Origin of the sequence: Pseudomonas moraviensis (assembly GCF_900105805.1) — a bacterium.
In the GTDB taxonomy this organism is placed as follows: domain Bacteria; phylum Pseudomonadota; class Gammaproteobacteria; order Pseudomonadales; family Pseudomonadaceae; genus Aquipseudomonas; species Aquipseudomonas moraviensis_A.
Genome location: NZ_LT629788.1, coordinates 4712818 through 4728907 on the forward strand (window position 1 = coordinate 4712818; position 16090 = coordinate 4728907).

The window sequence follows — 16090 nt, forward strand, 5'->3', positions numbered from 1 at the left end:
CTGTGGATATTTTTATGTGCACCACAAAACCAGTGTGGGAGCGAGCCTGCTCGCGAATACGGTTTCACATTCAGCAGGTCTGCTGACTGATACACCGCTTTCGCGAGCAGGCTCGCTCCCACAAGGGATCTCTGTATGGTCGGGAGCCTGATCTACTCAGGCCCCTTAATGCATCACAGCTTGATCCACGTCGCCTTCAACTCGGTGTACTTGTCGAAGGCGTGCAGCGATTTATCGCGACCGTTGCCCGACTGTTTGAAGCCACCGAACGGCGCAGTCATGTCGCCGCCGTCGTACTGGTTGACCCACACACTACCGGCGCGCAAGGCCTTGGCGGTCAGGTGTGCTTTGGAGATGTCCTGGGTCCACACCGCTGCGGCCAGGCCGTATGGCGTGTCGTTGGCGATCTGAATGGCTTCTTCGGCGGTATCGAAAGCGATCACCGACAACACTGGGCCGAAGATCTCTTCCTGGGCAATCTTCATCGCATTGCTCACGCCATCGAAAATGGTCGGCTCAACGTAAGTGCCACCGGTTTCCTGGAGGATGCGCTTGCCGCCGGCGACCAGTCTGGCGCCATCGCTGTGGCCGGATTCGATGTACGACAGCACGGTGTTCATCTGCTGGGTATCGACCAGCGCGCCGACGTTGGTCGCCGGGTCCAGCGGATTGCCGGGTTTCCAGGTTTTCAGCGCCTCGATCACCATCGGCAGGAATTTGTCCTTGATCGAACGCTCGACCAGCAGACGCGAACCGGCGGTGCACACTTCGCCCTGGTTGAAAGCGATGGCGCTGGCGGCAGATTCGGCGGCGGCCTGCAGATCCGGCGCATCGGCGAAGACGATGTTCGGGCTCTTGCCGCCCGCTTCCAGCCAGACGCGTTTCATGTTCGACTCGCCGGCGTAGACCATCAGTTGCTTGGCGATCTTCGTCGAACCGGTGAACACCAGCGTGTCGACGTCATTGTGCAGGCCCAGCGCCTTGCCGACGGTATGACCATAGCCCGGCAGCACGTTGAGCACGCCTTTCGGAATACCGGCTTCAATGGCCAGTGCAGCGATACGGATGGCGGTCAGCGGCGATTTTTCCGATGGCTTGAGGATTACCGAGTTACCGGTCGACAACGCCGGCCCGAGCTTCCAGCAGGCCATCATCAACGGGAAATTCCACGGTACGATAGCGCCGACCACGCCTACCGGCTCGCGAGTCACCAGACCGAGTTGATCATGCGGGGTAGCGGCGACTTCGTCGTAGATCTTGTCGATCGCTTCGCCGCTCCAGCTCAGCGCCTGCGCCGCGCCCGGCACGTCGATATACAGCGAATCGCTGATCGGCTTGCCCATGTCGAGGGTTTCCAGCAGCGCCAGTTCTTCGGCGTGCTGTTTCAGCAGGCTGGCGAAGCGGATCATGGTGGCTTTGCGTTTGGTCGGCGCCAGGCGCGACCAGACACCGGAATTGAAAGTAGCGCGGGCGTTTTCTACGGCACGGTCGGCGTCGGCAGCGTCACAGCTGGCGATCTTGCCAAGCAGACGGCCATCGACCGGGCTGATGCATTCGAAGGTTTCGCCGGAGACGGCGTCGGTGTATTCGCCATTCAGGAAGGCGCGGCCTTCGATTTGCAGATCGCGGGCGCGTTGTTCCCAGTCGGCACGAGTCAGGGTGGTCATTCGGGTGTCCTCCTCTTATTGAATACGAGCACCGCAAGCGCTGCGGCGCTGTTCAAGAATTCTGCCCGGCCAGCCTGCACTTTCGGCCCGAGGCACCCGCCACCCTAAACCAGCGGCCGGGTTTGTTTCAATATATTTGACATAAGCTGGCCATACAGCCTTGCGGTGTTCATTTTAATAAACATAGACTTCGGCTCATTCCAGCCCACGCGTCGTCATCAGCGGAGAAAACAACAATGAACATCCACAACGTCGTCGACATCAGCCTCGCCAGCAGCGAAGCCGAGCGCTATCGCCCGGATCCGACGAAAGTGCTCAAGGGCGATCCTGAGCAGGCGGTGTTCCATCAATACGACAGCCCTTGTGGGCAAATGGGCGTGGGAGTGTGGGAAGGGGCGGTGGGTCAGTGGACGGTGAATTACACCGAGCATGAGTACTGCGAGATTTTGCAGGGGGTTTCGGTACTGCGTGACAGCGATGGCAATGCCAAGACCTTGCGGGTTGGCGACCGGTTTGTAATTCCGGCGGGGTTTCGTGGCACCTGGGAAGTGCTGGAGGCTTGCCGCAAGGTTTATGTGATCTTTGAACAGAAGGCTTGAGATGTTCGCTGCCTGATCTGGCCCTATCGCGAGCAGGCTCACTCCTACAGGACCGCATTCCACGTGTAGGAGTGAGCCTGCTCGCGATGAGGCCCCACCAGACACCGCCAAATCCGAGGCAACAAAAAAGGCCCATATCGTGAGATACGGGCCTTTTTCGCAGTCAGGAAAAATCAATTACTTGATTTTGCCTTCCTTGTACATCACGTGCTTGCGAACAACCGGATCATATTTCTTGATCTCGATTTTGTCCGGGGTAGTACGCTTGTTCTTGTCGGTAGTGTAGAAGTGACCAGTACCGGCGCTCGAGATCAAACGAATCAATTCACGCATGATTAGCTCCCTTAAATCTTGCCATCGCGGCGAAGTTCGGCGAGCACGACAGTGATGCCACGCTTGTCGATGATACGCATGCCTTTGGCAGATACGCGCAGACGCACAAAACGTTTCTCTTCTTCAACCCAAAAGCGGTGATGCTGCAGGTTCGGCAGGAAACGACGACGGGTTTTGTTGTTTGCGTGGGAAATGTTATTCCCAGTCACCGGACCCTTACCGGTAACTTGACATACTCTCGACATGCCTCAGCCCTCTAAAACCACATGCCCAACCCGGCATGGGTTGGCCGCTTAATCTCTCAGTCATTTGGCGCCAGGCGCCGCGTTTCTTTAGAGGTCTTACCGGCTACACCTACAGTGAAGGAACCGGGCCCCTAGAAAAGAGCGCTGCTTTATACCAGAAAGACCGGGGTGCAACAACAATCGGTGTGCAATCAATCGGAAAAGGGGCGATTTTTTCCGCCTCAGGTGCCTTGAATAAAGGCCGCGACGAGTTTTGACCACTCGTCGCAGAATTCCCGCCCTACAGGCGATTCAGACTTTTCATCTCCCTGGCGGTGCCCGAAACCGCGCAAGACTGCGCCTGAAAATACAAAAAGGGGATAGTCATTTGCAATTCAGAGCTCTAGGGTAGGACTTTTCCAGACTGCACTTGCAGATGGGCCTTCGATCTGTAAAGGAAACCGACCATGCGCCTCGCTGCCCTACCCCTGTTGCTCGCCCCGCTCCTGCTGAGCCCCCTCGCCCAGGCCGCCGCTTTGAGCGTCTGTACCGAGGCCAGCCCTGAAGGGTTCGACGTGGTGCAGTACAACTCGCTGACTACCACCAACGCTTCGGCTGACGTACTGATGAACCGTCTGGTGGATTTCGACACCGCCAGTGGCAAGGTCATCCCGAGCCTGGCCGACAGCTGGGAAGTCAGCACTGATGGCCTGACGTATGTATTCAAGCTGCACCCGCAGGTGAAATTTCATACAACTGATTACTTCAAGCCCAGCCGCGAGCTGAGCGCTGAAGACGTCAAGTTCAGCTTCGACCGCATGCTCGACCCGGCCAACCCGTGGCACAAAGTCGCCCAAAGCGGCTTCCCCCATGCGCAGTCGATGCAACTGCCGACTCTGATCAAGAAGATCGACGCCCTCGACCCGCTCACCGTGCGATTCACTCTTGATCATCCGGATTCGACCTTCCTCGCCACCCTGAGCATGGGTTTCGCCTCGATCTATTCCGCCGAATATGCCGACAAGCTGATGAAGGCTGGCGCGACCGAGAAACTCAACAGCCAACCGATCGGCACTGGCCCGTTTGTGTTCAATCGCTTCCAGAAAGACGCGGCGATCCGCTACAAGGCCAACCCGGATTACTTCCGTGGCAAGTCTGCCGTCGACCCGCTGATCTTCGCCATCACGCCGGATGCCAACGTGCGCCTGCAAAAGCTGCGGCGCAATGAATGCCAGATCGCCCTGTCACCGAAACCATTGGACGTACAGGCCGCGCTGAAAGAACCAACACTGAAAGTCGAAAAGACTGACGCATTCATGACCGCCTTCGTGGGCATCAACAGCCAGCATCCGCCACTGGACAAGCCGGAAGTGCGCCAGGCGATCAACCTCGCTTTCGACAAGGCGAGCTACATCAAAGCCGTGTTCGAAGACACCGCCGAGGCGGCCAACGGCCCCTACCCGCCGAACACCTGGAGCTATGCGAAGAACCTGCCGGGCTATCCGCACGACGTGGCCAAAGCCAAGGCGCTGCTGGCCAAGGCCGGATTGAAGGATGGCTTCCAGACCACGATCTGGACGCGCCCATCGGGCAGCCTGCTCAACCCGAACCCGAGCCTCGGCGCGCAGATGCTGCAATCGGACCTGGCCGAGATCGGCATTCCGGCGGAGATCCGGGTGATCGAATGGGGCGAACTGATTCGCCGCGCCAAGGCCGGCGAACATGACCTGTTGTTCATGGGCTGGGCCGGCGATAACGGCGACCCGGACAACTTCCTCACCCCGCAGTTTTCCTGCGCAGCAGTGAAGTCCGGCACCAACTTTGCGCGGTACTGCAACGCCGATCTGGACAAGCTGATCAGCGCCGGCAAGACCACCAGCGAACAAGGCGTACGCACCAAGCTGTATGAACAGGCACAGGCGCAGATCCAGCAGCAGGCGTTGTGGCTGCCACTGGCGCACCCGACCGCCTACGCGCTGACCCGCAAGGACGTTCAGGGTTATTCCGTCAGCCCGTTCGGCCGGCAGGATTATTCCAAGGTCAACCTCAAATAACCTGCCTGATACAAAACCTGTGGATGGAAACAATCTGTGGGAGCGAGCCTGCTCGCGAAAGCGGTCTGTCAGCAAACAATGATGCCGACTGATACAACGCCTTCGCGAGCAGGCTCGCTCCCACAAGGTCCAGAATTGGCGCCGAGAACTACATCCAGCCACACTCCGCCATCGACAACGGCTCGCCGTCACCGACGATGAAGTGATCGAGCACCCGCACGTCAATCAACTCCAGGGTCTTCTGCAAGCGCTTGGTCAGCAGCCGATCCGCCTGGCTCGGGTCGGTGTTGCCGGACGGATGGTTGTGACACAGGATCACCGCCGCCGCGTTGTTGGCCAGCGCGCGTTTCACCACCTCCCGGGGATGCACACTGGTGTTGTCGATCGAGCCGCGAAACAGCGCCTCGAAATTCAGCACCTGATGTTTTGAATCAAGAAACAGGCAGCCGAACACCTCGTGCGGTTCATGGCGCAGCATGGCCTTGAGGTAGTCGCGGACGACCTGAGGGTTTTCCAGCGCCGGTTTCTGCCGTGAACGCTCGGCCAGATGGCGCTTGCTCATTTCTTGCGCAGCTTGCAACTGGGCGAACTTGGCCGGGCCGAGGCCCATTTGTTTGCTGAATGCGTCCTGATCGGCCTCGAGCAGCAAACGCAGGCCGCCGAATTGCGTCAGCAGATGTCTGGCGAGGTCCACAGCGCTTTTCCCAGGCAGTCCGGTGCGCAGAAAAATCGCCAGTAACTCAGCGTCCGACAGACTCCCCGCTCCATGCTCCAACAACCTTTCCCGCGGGCGTTCCGCCGCCGGCCAATCGCGAATACTCATAGCACCTCCTTGTCTGTGGGCGCCGCTGTTCCGTAGCGGTCGCTGTGATATCGTAGCCCATCTTTTTGGCGGTCGATTCAACCCTGGGGAGGGGCATCGCGCCGCAGTCATCAACGAAATGAAAGGCAGACCTATGCAGCGGCTGTATCGGAAACGCATCGTTCTGGGCGTCGGCGGCGGCATTGCGGCCTACAAGAGCGCCGATCTGGTTCGCCGCCTGATCGACCAGGGTGCCGAAGTGCGCGTGGTCATGACCCACGGCGGCGCCGAATTCATTACCCCGCTGACCATGCAGGCCCTGTCCGGCCACCCGGTTCACCTCGACTTGCTCGACCCCGCTGCCGAAGCCGCCATGGGCCATATCGAGCTGGCGAAATGGGCCGATCTGGTACTCATCGCGCCGGCCACCGCCGACCTGATCGCCCGTCTGGCCCAAGGCATTGCCAACGATCTGCTGACCACACTGGTGCTGGCCACCGACGCCGTAGTGGCCGTCGCGCCTGCAATGAATCAGGCGATGTGGCGCGACCCGGCGACCCAGGCCAACCTGCAACTGCTGGAAAGCCGTGGGCTGAAGACTTTCGGCCCGGCCTCGGGCAGTCAGGCCTGCGGCGACGTCGGCATGGGCCGCATGATGGAGGCCACCGATCTGGCGCTGCTCGCCGCCGACTGCTTCCAGCGCCTGGCGCTGACCGGCAAGCATGTGGTGATCACCGCCGGCCCGACCCAGGAAAACATCGACCCGGTGCGCTACATCACCAATCACAGCTCCGGCAAAATGGGTTTTGCCCTCGCCGAAGCGGCCGTGGAAGCCGGCGCCCGCGTCACCTTGATCAGCGGCCCGGTACACCTGCCGACGCCGGATCGCGTCACCCGTATCGATGTGGTCAGCGCCCGCGACATGCTCACCGCCTGCGAATCGGCCATGCCTTGCGACGTGTTCATCTCGTCGGCAGCGGTGGCGGACTACCGCCCTGAAGTCGTCGCGCCGCATAAACTCAAGAAAGATCCTGCGAGCGGTGACGGCTTCGTCCTGCAAATGGTGCGCAACCCGGACATCCTTGCCACCATCGCGACCCGCACCGACCGCCCGTTCAGTGTCGGCTTCGCCGCCGAAACCGAACACCTGCTCGACTACGCTGCACGCAAGCTGAAGGACAAGAATCTCGATCTGATCGTCGCCAACGACGTCGCCAACCCGAGCATCGGTTTCAACAGCGAAGAAAACGCCTGCAGCGTCATCGACCGTGAGCTGCACGCCACGGTTTTCGCCCAGACCAGCAAGAGCAAGATCGCTCGCCAACTGGTCACTTTTATCGCCGAACGTCTGAACCAGGTTTAATTTACATGCACGCTTTGCAAGCCAAGATCCTCGATCCACGCATCGGTACCGAGTTCCCGCTGCCGCAATACGCCACTCCAGGCTCCGCCGGCCTCGACCTGCGCGCCATGCTGGAACAGAACATCGTGATCAAACCGGGTGAAACCGTGCTGATCCCCACCGGCCTGTCGGTGTACATCGGCGACCCGAATCTCGCGGCACTGATCCTGCCGCGCTCGGGCATGGGCCACAAACACGGCATCGTTCTCGGCAACCTGGTCGGCCTGATCGACTCCGATTATCAGGGTCCGCTGATGGTCTCCTGCTGGAACCGCGGCCAGAGCGACTTCACCATGCCCGTCGGCGAACGTCTGGCGCAACTGGTGCTGGTACCGGTGGTACAGGCGCATTTCGAAATGGTCGAGGAATTCGTCGAAACCGAACGCGGCACCGGCGGCTTCGGGCATACCGGCACCAAATAGCGCAAAGACACTATTGTGGCGAGGGAGCTTGCTCCCGCTGGGCTGCGCAGCAGACCCAAAATCTTGTGGGCGCTGCGCACCCAAGCGGGAGCAAGCTCCCTCGCCACAAAATTTGTGCAATGGGTGGCGCACGGTTAAGCGCACAAAATCAAGGTATTGCCGGTCGCAAGCCCGGTCAGCCGGGGCGTCATGGCCCTTTCATAGCACGAACTCTCTGTGGAAAACGCCGTCATACCCTTCAGTTTGAGCCTGCCGTCGAACATTTCGTCGGTCTGTCCCGCCCTTTTCGAGATGGAGCATGTCCACAGATGAGCACCCCCGCCAAGATCGCCCCGAAGCTGCCTGACAGCATTTTCCGCGCTTACGACATTCGTGGCACCGTGCCGGAATACCTCAACGGTGAAACCGCTTACTGGATCGGTCGCGCCATCGGCTCGCAAAGCCTGGCCCAGGGCGAACCGAACGTGTCGGTCGGCCGCGACGGCCGCCTGTCCGGCCCGGAACTGGTTGCGGAACTCATTCGCGGTATCGCCGAGAGCGGTTGCCACGTCAGCGATGTCGGTCTGGTACCGACGCCGGCGCTGTACTACGCCGCCAACGTGCTGGCCGGCAAGTCCGGGGTGATGCTCACCGGCAGCCATAACCCGTCCAACTACAACGGCTTCAAGATCGTGATCGCCGGCGACACCCTCGCCAACGAACAGATTCAAGTGCTGCATGAACGCATCAAGAACAACGATCTGAGCACTGGCCAGGGCAGCGTCACCCAAGTCGAAATCCTCGACCGCTACAACACCGAAATCGTCCAGGACATCAAACTGGCCCGGCGCCTGAAAGTCGTGGTCGACTGCGGCAACGGTGCGGCCGGCGTCATCGCTCCGCAGCTGATCGAAGCGCTGAACTGCGAAGTCATTCCGCTGTTCTGCGAAGTCGACGGCAACTTCCCGAACCATCACCCGGATCCGGGCAAACCGGAAAACCTCGTCGACCTGATCGCCAAGGTCAAAGAGACCAACGCTGATATCGGCCTGGCCTTCGACGGCGACGGCGACCGCGTGGGCGTGGTGACCAACACCGGCAGCATCGTTTACCCGGATCGTCTGCTGATGCTGTTCGCCCGCGATGTGGTGGCACGCAACCCGGACGCGGAGATCATCTTCGACGTCAAATGCACCCGTCGCCTGGTGCCGCTGATCAAGGAATACGGCGGTCGGCCGCTAATGTGGAAGACTGGTCACTCGTTGATCAAAAAGAAAATGAAACAATCCGGCGCGCTGTTGGCCGGCGAAATGAGCGGGCATATCTTCTTCAAGGAACGCTGGTTCGGTTTCGACGACGGCATCTACAGCGCCGCGCGTCTGCTGGAGATCCTCAGCAAGGAAAAATCTACCGCGGAAGAGCTGTTCGCGACCTTCCCGAACGATATTTCTACGCCGGAAATCAATATCCATGTGACCGAAGAGAGCAAATTCAGCATCATTGATGCACTGCACGATGCTCAGTGGGGCGAAGGCGCCGACCTGACCACCATCGACGGCGTGCGGGTCGATTACGCCAAAGGCTGGGGCCTGGTGCGCGCGTCCAACACCACACCGGTGCTGGTGCTGCGCTTCGAGGCCGATGACGAGGCTGAATTGCAGCGCATCAAGGATGTGTTCCACGCCCAACTGAAACGCGTTGCACCTGATCTCCAACTACCGTTCTGATCCATCCGGAGCCCTGAATGACCCTCGAACGCGAAGCCGCCGCCAACACTGCCAAGGTCCTGTCCGAAGCGCTGCCTTACATCCGACGCTACGTCGGCAAGACCCTGGTGATCAAATACGGCGGCAACGCGATGGAAAGCGAGGAGCTGAAAACCGGCTTCGCCCGCGACATCGTGCTGATGAAAGCCGTGGGCATCAACCCGGTGGTCGTGCACGGCGGCGGCCCGCAGATCGGTAGTTTGCTCGAACGCCTGTCGATCGAAAGCCACTTCGTCGACGGCATGCGCGTCACCGACGCGGCGACCATGGACGTGGTGGAAATGGTCCTTGGCGGTCAGGTCAACAAGAGCATCGTCAACCTGATCAACCGCCATGGCGGCAGCGCCATCGGCCTGACCGGTAAAGATGCCGGGCTGATTCGCGCGAAGAAGCTCACCGTCTCTCGCCAGACGCCGGAAATGACCCAGCCGGAAATCATCGACATCGGCCACGTCGGCGAAGTCGTCGGCATCAACACCGAACTGCTGAACCTGCTGGTCAAGGGCAACTTCATCCCGGTGATTGCGCCGATCGGCGTGGGTGAAAACGGCGAGTCGTACAACATCAATGCCGACCTGGTGGCGGGCAAGGTTGCCGAAGCGCTGAAAGCTGAAAAGCTGATGCTGCTGACCAACATCGCCGGCCTGATGGACAAGTCAGGCACCGTGTTGACCGGCCTGAGCACGCAGCAGGTCGATGACTTGATCGCTGACGGCACGATTTACGGCGGCATGCTGCCGAAGATCCGTTGTGCACTGGAAGCGGTTCAGGGGGGGGTTGGCAGTTCGTTGATCATCGACGGTCGTGTGCCGAACGCGATCCTGCTGGAAATCTTCACTGACACCGGCGTGGGTACGCTGATCAGCAATCGCAAGCGTCCTTGATGGCAGATCGCTGAAAGCAAAAGATCGCAGCCTTCGGCAGCTCCTACAGGGATTTCGCACATGCGAGAATCCGCTTTTGCAGGAACTGACGAAGGCTGCGATCTTTTTTATGCGCGCAGGAAACGCCTTACTCCACACGGCGAAATGTCCGACATCCCCTCAGAACAAATCCCCCTAGGATCTTCCCCTCATCCAGCGGAGATCTTCCCATGCAAAAAGACAGCGTTCCTTACGGCAGTGACATTTCAGCAGGTACTTATGCCTGCGTGGACTGCGGCCGAGAGTATTCAGCCCCGTCACGAACATCGATGCCACCCTGCCCTGATTTCACCGAAGCCTCCCATCCTCTCAAAGGCTGGAAAGTGCTGCGTGGCCAGGGAGATGCGCCTCAGGATCCCTATCCAGCCGCCAGCGACAAATAAACCGGAGCGCCTGATCCATGCAGATCTCGTTCAAGATCGACGCCGACGCTTTCGAGCAGGAACAGAAGGAACCGGTGAAAAAGACCTTGCGCATCGGCGACGCCGAAATCGCCCATGCGCTGGAGCGCATCGCCAAGGCCAGCCTGACCGAATACCTGAAAATGCTGGTCGAAGGCGGCATGCCCAGCCGGGCTGACGAAGCCAAACAGGATCGCCTGCTGTATCTGATCCAGAGTTACTTCGGGCAAACCCTGCCAACCGAATCGCAGATTTCGACGATCTTTCAACTGACCCAGAGCCAGAGCAAAACCCTGTTGAAGAACACCGTTTCGCGCTTTCGCAACCAGCTCGACGACATCCTGCAGCAGAGCATGCGCGCGGTGATCGAGTCCGCCGAACATGCGCAAAACGTGTTTCTGGTGGTAATCAGCTCGGACGTGATTCGTGATGAGTTGAATATGCTCATCACGCAAAACGAGCCGACCTTCAAACCCATCACCAAACGCAAGGGCAGCGCCGGGCAGTTCGAGATCAGCGAAGATTCCCACGCATTGCTCTGCGCCACGCTGGGTCTGAATGCCGTTCAGTGACATTGTTGCGGTCAGTGGCTTGCTGCTGACCCTGACCACGTTCATGTTCAACCTGGCGTGGCCGGCGCTCAATGAAGCGCTGGCGCAGGATGAATATCAAAAGGGTTCGCAGGCTCGAAAACGCAGTCGAGACAAGATTCTGGCCACTGTCTACTGGCGCGCATTACCATTGACCTGTGCTTTTGTGGCGCTGTTTTACGTTAACTTGCCGGCGGCAGTCGGAATCGTGCGCAGCAGTACGCTGGATCTGTGGGATTTCGATGTGGATCGCACGCTGTACGTGATGGTGGTTGTCGCGCTGTTGGTGTTTGCGCTGGTCAATGTCGGACTGGCGCTGAGACTGCTGATCAAATGGCAAAATCTGCGTTAATCATCAACAAAAAGACCCAATTCAACTGACTGAACTGGGTCTTTTTTATTGTGGGAGCGAGCCTGCTCGCGAAAGCGGTATTCGCCTCACATCGCTCGGTGTGACGGCCATTCGCGAGCAGGCTCGCTCCCACATTGGTCACACGCCAAATTGGGCGCGATAGGCTTCCACGGCTGGCAGGTGCTGCTTGAGCTGTGGATCGTCGGCGAGGAACTCCAACACTTGATTCAGCGACACGATGCTGATCACCGGAATGCCGAAGTCGCGCTCGACTTCCTGGATGGCCGACAACTCGCCGTTGCCACGCTCCTGACGGTTCAGCGCGATCAGCACGCCGGCGGCCTTGGCGCCGTCCTGGGAAGCGATGATCTGCATCACTTCGCGAATGGCGGTGCCGGCGGTGATCACGTCGTCGATGATCAAGACTTCGCCAGTCAGCGGTGCGCCGACCAGGCTGCCGCCTTCGCCGTGGGCCTTGGCTTCCTTGCGGTTGAAGCACCATGGCAGATCACGGTCGTGATGTTCGGCCAGCGCAACGGCGGTAGTCGCCGCCAGTGGAATGCCTTTGTAGGCCGGGCCAAACAGAACGTCGAAGGGGATGCCGCTTTCGGCGATGGCCGCAGCGTAGAAACGCCCCAGTTGCGCCAGGGCCGAACCCGAGTTGAACAGGCCGGCGTTGAAGAAGTAGGGACTGGTGCGTCCGGACTTCAGGGTGAACTCACCGAAGCGCAAAACGCCGCGATCGATGGCAAAACGAATGAAATCGCGCTGATACGCTTGCATGAAAAAAACCCCAAATACCACGGATTTAGCTAATTAGCTTGACGCCGTGTATCATACACGCACGCGATTTTTGGGGCCATTTATGCGGATCATCAGTGTGAACGTCAATGGTATTCAGGCGGCAGTCGAGCGCGGTTTGCTCAGTTGGCTGCAAGCCCAGAATGCCGACGTCATCTGCCTGCAGGACACCCGTGCCTCCGCCTTTGAACTGGATGACCCAGCCTTCCAACTGGATGGCTACTTCCTTTATGCCTGCGATGCCGAAGTCCCTGCCCAAGGCGGCGTGGCTTTGTATTCGCGGTTGCAACCGAAGGCTGTCATCAGCGGTCTCGGTTTCGAGACGGCCGACCGCTACGGGCGCTACCTGCAAGCAGATTTCGACAAAGTCAGTATTGCCACCTTGCTGTTTCCCTCGGGGATGAACGGCGATGAGGACTTGAACCAGAAGTTCAAGCTCATGGACGATTTCGGCAAGTACCTGGACAAACAGCGACGCAAACGTCGCGAGTACATTTACTGTGGCTCGCTGTACGTTGCGCAGCAGAAACTCGACATCAAGAACTGGCGCGACAGCCAGCAGTCTCCAGGCTTCCTGGCGCCGGAACGCGCCTGGATGGACGAGATTGTCGGCAACATGGGCTATGTCGATGCGCTGCGTGAAGTCAGCCGCGAAGGCGACCAGTACAGCTGGTGGCCGGATAACGAACAGGCCGAGATGCTCAATCTGGGCTGGCGTTTCGATTACCAGATCCTGACCCCGGGCCTGCGTCGCTCGGTGCGCAGCGCACGCCTGCCGCGTCAGCCACGGTTCTCGCAGCACGCGCCATTGATCGTCGACTACGACTGGACGCTGACCATCTAAGCGTTTTATCGCAGCCAAAGAAAATGCCCGCATCGTGAGATGCGGGCATTTTTTATACGCCGTGCCTCCTAAACCGCAGCGAAGAAAGGCAAGGTCAGGTACAGCTTGATCACGATGACGTTAACGATATCGATGAAGAACGCTCCTACCATCGGCACCACCAGAAACGCGATCTGCGAAGGCCCATACCGTTGCGTCACTGCTTGCATGTTGGCAATGGCCGTCGGCGTAGCACCCAGCCCAAAGCCGCAATGCCCCGCAGCAAGCACGGCAGCATCATAGTTGCTGCCCATTACCCGGAACGTTACGAAAATCGCGAACAGCGCCATGACCAGCGCCTGCACGGCCAGAATGATGAAGATCGGCAATGCCAGCGCTGCCAGATCCCAAAGCTTCAGCGACATCAGCGCGATCGCCAGAAACAGGGATAGGCTGACATTGCCGAGCACAGAAACTTCACGCTCGAATACCTGATACAAGCCAAGCGCTGATAATCCGTTACGCAACACCACACCCACGAACAGCACACAGACAAATGTCGGCAACTCGAACGCAGTGCCGTGGAGCAAATCATTCAACAAGTTGCCAGCGAGCAGGCTGACGGCAATCAGCGCCAGTGTCTCGACGAAAGAAAAGGGCGTGATAGAACGTTCTTTGTTCGGCTGTTCAAAACCTCTTGGCAGTCGCGGTGCTTGCTGGGGACTGCAGCCCGGCACCTGCACACGCTTGATCAGCAACCGCGCAACGGGACCACCGATCAGCCCCCCCAGAACAAGACCGAACGTCGCCGAGGCCAGCGCCAGTTCCGAAGCCGAGGCCAGGCCGTATTTCTCGCTGAACACCGCGCCCCACGCGGCGCCCGTGCCGTGACCACCGGCAAGGGTGATCGAGCCCGTCAGCAAGCCCATCAAGGGATCAAGCCCGAGCAAAGTTGCCAACCCTATTCCCATGGCGTTTTGCACCACCAGCAAGCCAATGACTGCCAGCAGGAAGATGCCGACAATGCGCCCGCCTTTTTTCAGACTGGCAAGGTCGGCACTCAAGCCAATCGTGGCAAAGAACGCCAACATCAACGGTGTTTGCAATGAAGTATCGAAGCGGACTTCTATATCGAAAGTGCGCAATATCAACAGGAGCACGGCAACCACCAGGCCACCCGCTACCGGTTCAGGAATATTGTAACTTCGTAGAAAGCCGACACGCGTTACAAGTCCGCGCCCGAGAAGCAGCACTAATGAAGCGGCCACGAGCGTGCCGTAGAAATCGAGCTCAATCATGTGGATTATTCTTGGCTAAGTATTCACGAGGCGAGCATTTACCTGGGCCCGACGGGTGAACCGGCTGATTTTCTCAACACTGATTACTGGGGAGTTCAAGTGCCATCGTTGGCTTGAACATATCGAAATGTTTCAATCGAAACATTACACCGGGCAACTTTAACAACCAGCTTGCGCGAATAACAAGGACCGGAATATACACTTGCCCGATCAGTTGTGACCAAAGATGTAATAGAGAAATATCAGTAAATAAATGCCAAGCCGCACATCGTTAACAGACTAGTCCTACAACAAAACCCAATCATTTAGTTGCACAAATAAAAATGCCCCGATAAGTCGGGGCATTTTCATATTGCGATACAACAGACTTTCACTTGATCAATCGCCAGGTGAACGGATATCTGTAGGGGAAACCTTCGTTGGCTTTGACACCTGCAATGATCGTCAGGACCAGCGCCGCAATCGCCAGCAAACCAAACAGGAAGAAACCGATGATCAGCAGCATGAGCAGGAAGCAGATCATTGAGGCAATCGCCACCGTAATCTGAAAATTCAGCGCCTCTTTGCCCTGCGCGTCGATGAAGGGGTCCTTCTCGCGCTTCATCTGCCAAAGGATCAGTGGCCCGATCAGATTGCCGAACGGAATCCAGATCCCCAGCAAGGCGGACAAGTGACAGAACATCGCCCACTGGCGAACCTCCTGGCTCGGTTTGGGCAGCAACTCTTGCTCATCACTCATCACATCCTCCTTGTGGTCAAGAACTTCAGTCGGCCAGTGCAGCCTTCTGCAATTCGAAGATCTCGTTCATGCCTTTCTTCGCCAGTTCCAGCATGGCGTTCAAGTCTTCAGGCTGGAACGGCGCGCCTTCGGCGGTGCCCTGCACTTCGATGAAACCACCGGTGCTGGTCATCACCACGTTCAGGTCGGTTTCGGCTGCGGAATCTTCAAGATAGTCCAGATCCAGCACCGGCTCGCCCTGGTACATGCCCACCGAGACCGCGCCGATCATTTGCTTGAGCGGATCGCCGCCTTTCAGGCCGCCGCGCTTCTTGATCACTTTCAGGGCATCGACCAGCGCAACCATGGCGCCGGTGATGGACGCGGTACGAGTACCGCCATCGGCCTGGATCACGTCGCAATCGACGTACAGGGTCACATCGCCGAGCTTGGACATATCCAGCGCCGCGCGCAGGGAGCGGCCGATCAGACGCTGGATTTCCAGAGTACGACCGCCCTGCTTGCCACGGCTGGCTTCACGCTGGTTACGCTCGCCGGTGGCGCGCGGCAGCATGCCGTACTCGGCAGTCAGCCAGCCCTGGCCCTGGCCTTTGAGGAAGCGTGGCACGCCGTTTTCGACGCTGACGGTGCAGATGACTTTGGTATCACCGAATTCGACCAGTACGGATCCCTCGGCGTGTTTGGTGTAGTTGCGGGTGATGCGGATCGAGCGGAGCTGATCGGCAGCGCGACCACTTGGACGTTTCATAGGGATACCTGTACTGAGGACGGAAAACTGCCGAGCATTATAGAGCGCTGCACCGCGAGTGGGCACTGGTTAAAACCGCCGGCCGACGACCGAAGCGCCTCAAGCGCGCATAACCGACGGGCTGCAGCGCTTTGTCACACCGTGTGTTTGGGCGCATTCGCCGCACT

The 16090-nt window shown here is 58.8% G+C and carries 16 protein-coding genes and 1 pseudogene; 9 read left to right on the forward strand and 8 right to left on the reverse strand.

Going from position 1 to position 16090, the window contains the following annotated elements; all coding sequences use genetic code 11:
• Nucleotides 1-173: 173 nt before the first annotated feature.
• Complete coding sequence (locus BLU71_RS21180) at nucleotides 174-1667, reverse strand: aldehyde dehydrogenase (RefSeq protein WP_065616363.1); 1494 nt, start codon at nucleotides 1665-1667, stop codon at nucleotides 174-176.
• A gap of 236 nt (nucleotides 1668-1903) precedes the next feature.
• Here BLU71_RS21180 and BLU71_RS21185 point away from each other — a divergent pair, with 236 nt between their 5' ends.
• Nucleotides 1904-2266: a cupin domain-containing protein gene (locus BLU71_RS21185; RefSeq protein ID WP_042608123.1), complete on the forward strand. Its 363-nt coding sequence runs from the start codon at nucleotides 1904-1906 to the stop codon at nucleotides 2264-2266.
• A gap of 177 nt (nucleotides 2267-2443) precedes the next feature.
• Here the strand turns inward: BLU71_RS21185 and rpmG are convergent, their stop codons facing one another.
• Both rpmG and rpmB read right to left on the reverse strand, forming a co-directional pair.
• Nucleotides 2444-2599, reverse strand: a complete 156-nt coding sequence (gene rpmG / locus BLU71_RS21190) for a 50S ribosomal protein L33 (RefSeq protein WP_016772554.1) — start codon at nucleotides 2597-2599, stop codon at nucleotides 2444-2446.
• Nucleotides 2600-2610: 11 nt separating this feature from the next.
• The gene (gene rpmB / locus BLU71_RS21195) at nucleotides 2611-2844 is read right to left on the reverse strand and encodes a 50S ribosomal protein L28 (protein WP_007920377.1); all 234 of its coding nucleotides are present in this window, start codon (nucleotides 2842-2844) and stop codon (nucleotides 2611-2613) included.
• A 446-nt stretch (nucleotides 2845-3290) separates the two neighbouring features.
• Between rpmB and BLU71_RS21200 the strand changes: the two genes are divergently transcribed.
• Nucleotides 3291-4877: an ABC transporter substrate-binding protein gene (locus tag BLU71_RS21200; RefSeq protein ID WP_083353820.1), complete on the forward strand. Its 1587-nt coding sequence runs from the start codon at nucleotides 3291-3293 to the stop codon at nucleotides 4875-4877.
• Nucleotides 4878-5025: 148 nt separating this feature from the next.
• Here the strand turns inward: BLU71_RS21200 and radC are convergent, their stop codons facing one another.
• Entirely contained in the window at nucleotides 5026-5700 is a 675-nt protein-coding gene (gene radC / locus BLU71_RS21205) for a RadC family protein (RefSeq protein WP_042608121.1), read from the reverse strand.
• A gap of 133 nt (nucleotides 5701-5833) precedes the next feature.
• On the opposite strand from radC, the gene coaBC reads away from it, so the two are divergent.
• The 6 genes and pseudogenes from coaBC to BLU71_RS21240 all read left to right on the forward strand — a co-directional run bounded on the left by coaBC (nucleotide 5834) and on the right by BLU71_RS21240 (nucleotide 11514).
• A complete protein-coding gene (gene coaBC / locus BLU71_RS21210; RefSeq protein WP_042608120.1) occupies nucleotides 5834-7042 on the forward strand; it encodes a bifunctional phosphopantothenoylcysteine decarboxylase/phosphopantothenate--cysteine ligase CoaBC in 1209 nt (402 codons plus the stop codon).
• Between the two features lie 5 nt (nucleotides 7043-7047).
• Nucleotides 7048-7503, forward strand: coding sequence for a dUTP diphosphatase (gene dut / locus BLU71_RS21215; RefSeq protein ID WP_042608119.1), 456 nt, complete (start codon nucleotides 7048-7050; stop codon nucleotides 7501-7503).
• Nucleotides 7504-7805: 302 nt separating this feature from the next.
• Nucleotides 7806-9209: pseudogene (locus BLU71_RS21220) on the forward strand (phosphomannomutase/phosphoglucomutase); the annotation flags it as partial.
• 17 nt (nucleotides 9210-9226) lie between these two features.
• Entirely contained in the window at nucleotides 9227-10132 is a 906-nt protein-coding gene (argB, locus tag BLU71_RS21225) for an acetylglutamate kinase (RefSeq protein WP_042608117.1), read from the forward strand.
• Between the two features lie 439 nt (nucleotides 10133-10571).
• Nucleotides 10572-11144 (forward strand): hypothetical protein, encoded by a 573-nt coding sequence (locus BLU71_RS21235; protein ID WP_083353822.1) that lies wholly within the window; start codon nucleotides 10572-10574, stop codon nucleotides 11142-11144.
• Nucleotides 11131-11514, forward strand: a complete 384-nt coding sequence (locus BLU71_RS21240; protein ID WP_065616365.1) for a hypothetical protein — start codon at nucleotides 11131-11133, stop codon at nucleotides 11512-11514. The genes BLU71_RS21235 and BLU71_RS21240 overlap by 14 nt, the downstream gene beginning before the upstream one ends.
• Before the next feature lie 138 nt (nucleotides 11515-11652).
• Here the strand turns inward: BLU71_RS21240 and pyrE are convergent, their stop codons facing one another.
• Nucleotides 11653-12297: an orotate phosphoribosyltransferase gene (gene pyrE / locus BLU71_RS21245; RefSeq protein WP_042608114.1), complete on the reverse strand. Its 645-nt coding sequence runs from the start codon at nucleotides 12295-12297 to the stop codon at nucleotides 11653-11655.
• Between the two features lie 82 nt (nucleotides 12298-12379).
• Here pyrE and BLU71_RS21250 point away from each other — a divergent pair, with 82 nt between their 5' ends.
• Nucleotides 12380-13159 (forward strand): exodeoxyribonuclease III, encoded by a 780-nt coding sequence (locus tag BLU71_RS21250; protein ID WP_016772543.1) that lies wholly within the window; start codon nucleotides 12380-12382, stop codon nucleotides 13157-13159.
• 68 nt (nucleotides 13160-13227) lie between these two features.
• Here BLU71_RS21250 and gltS read toward each other — a convergent pair whose 3' ends face one another.
• The 3 genes from gltS to rph form a co-directional block, all read right to left on the reverse strand.
• The gene (gene gltS, locus BLU71_RS21255) at nucleotides 13228-14436 is read right to left on the reverse strand and encodes a sodium/glutamate symporter (protein WP_083353823.1); all 1209 of its coding nucleotides are present in this window, start codon (nucleotides 14434-14436) and stop codon (nucleotides 13228-13230) included.
• Between the two features lie 370 nt (nucleotides 14437-14806).
• Nucleotides 14807-15175 carry a DUF4870 domain-containing protein gene (locus BLU71_RS21260; RefSeq protein WP_016772541.1) on the reverse strand — a complete coding sequence of 123 codons (369 nt, stop codon included), beginning with the start codon at nucleotides 15173-15175 and terminating at the stop codon, nucleotides 14807-14809.
• Between the two features lie 25 nt (nucleotides 15176-15200).
• Nucleotides 15201-15923 (reverse strand): ribonuclease PH, encoded by a 723-nt coding sequence (gene rph / locus BLU71_RS21265; RefSeq protein WP_027610407.1) that lies wholly within the window; start codon nucleotides 15921-15923, stop codon nucleotides 15201-15203.
• Between the last annotated feature and the right edge of the window lie 167 nt (nucleotides 15924-16090).

What these genes read in the sequence shown, in the direction of transcription:
- BLU71_RS21180 (WP_065616363.1), bottom strand. Translation starts at nt 1,667, where the DNA reads ATGACCACCCTGACTCGTGCCGACTGGGAACAACGCGCCCGCGATCTG.
- BLU71_RS21185 (WP_042608123.1), top strand. Translation starts at nt 1,904, where the DNA reads ATGAACATCCACAACGTCGTCGACATCAGCCTCGCCAGCAGCGAAGCC.
- rpmG (WP_016772554.1), bottom strand. Translation starts at nt 2,599, where the DNA reads ATGCGTGAATTGATTCGTTTGATCTCGAGCGCCGGTACTGGTCACTTC.
- rpmB (WP_007920377.1), bottom strand. Translation starts at nt 2,844, where the DNA reads ATGTCGAGAGTATGTCAAGTTACCGGTAAGGGTCCGGTGACTGGGAAT.
- BLU71_RS21200 (WP_083353820.1), top strand. Translation starts at nt 3,291, where the DNA reads ATGCGCCTCGCTGCCCTACCCCTGTTGCTCGCCCCGCTCCTGCTGAGC.
- radC (WP_042608121.1), bottom strand. Translation starts at nt 5,700, where the DNA reads ATGAGTATTCGCGATTGGCCGGCGGCGGAACGCCCGCGGGAAAGGTTG.
- coaBC (WP_042608120.1), top strand. Translation starts at nt 5,834, where the DNA reads ATGCAGCGGCTGTATCGGAAACGCATCGTTCTGGGCGTCGGCGGCGGC.
- dut (WP_042608119.1), top strand. Translation starts at nt 7,048, where the DNA reads ATGCACGCTTTGCAAGCCAAGATCCTCGATCCACGCATCGGTACCGAG.
- argB (WP_042608117.1), top strand. Translation starts at nt 9,227, where the DNA reads ATGACCCTCGAACGCGAAGCCGCCGCCAACACTGCCAAGGTCCTGTCC.
- BLU71_RS21235 (WP_083353822.1), top strand. Translation starts at nt 10,572, where the DNA reads ATGCAGATCTCGTTCAAGATCGACGCCGACGCTTTCGAGCAGGAACAG.
- BLU71_RS21240 (WP_065616365.1), top strand. Translation starts at nt 11,131, where the DNA reads ATGCCGTTCAGTGACATTGTTGCGGTCAGTGGCTTGCTGCTGACCCTG.
- pyrE (WP_042608114.1), bottom strand. Translation starts at nt 12,297, where the DNA reads ATGCAAGCGTATCAGCGCGATTTCATTCGTTTTGCCATCGATCGCGGC.
- BLU71_RS21250 (WP_016772543.1), top strand. Translation starts at nt 12,380, where the DNA reads ATGCGGATCATCAGTGTGAACGTCAATGGTATTCAGGCGGCAGTCGAG.
- gltS (WP_083353823.1), bottom strand. Translation starts at nt 14,436, where the DNA reads ATGATTGAGCTCGATTTCTACGGCACGCTCGTGGCCGCTTCATTAGTG.
- BLU71_RS21260 (WP_016772541.1), bottom strand. Translation starts at nt 15,175, where the DNA reads ATGAGTGATGAGCAAGAGTTGCTGCCCAAACCGAGCCAGGAGGTTCGC.
- rph (WP_027610407.1), bottom strand. Translation starts at nt 15,923, where the DNA reads ATGAAACGTCCAAGTGGTCGCGCTGCCGATCAGCTCCGCTCGATCCGC.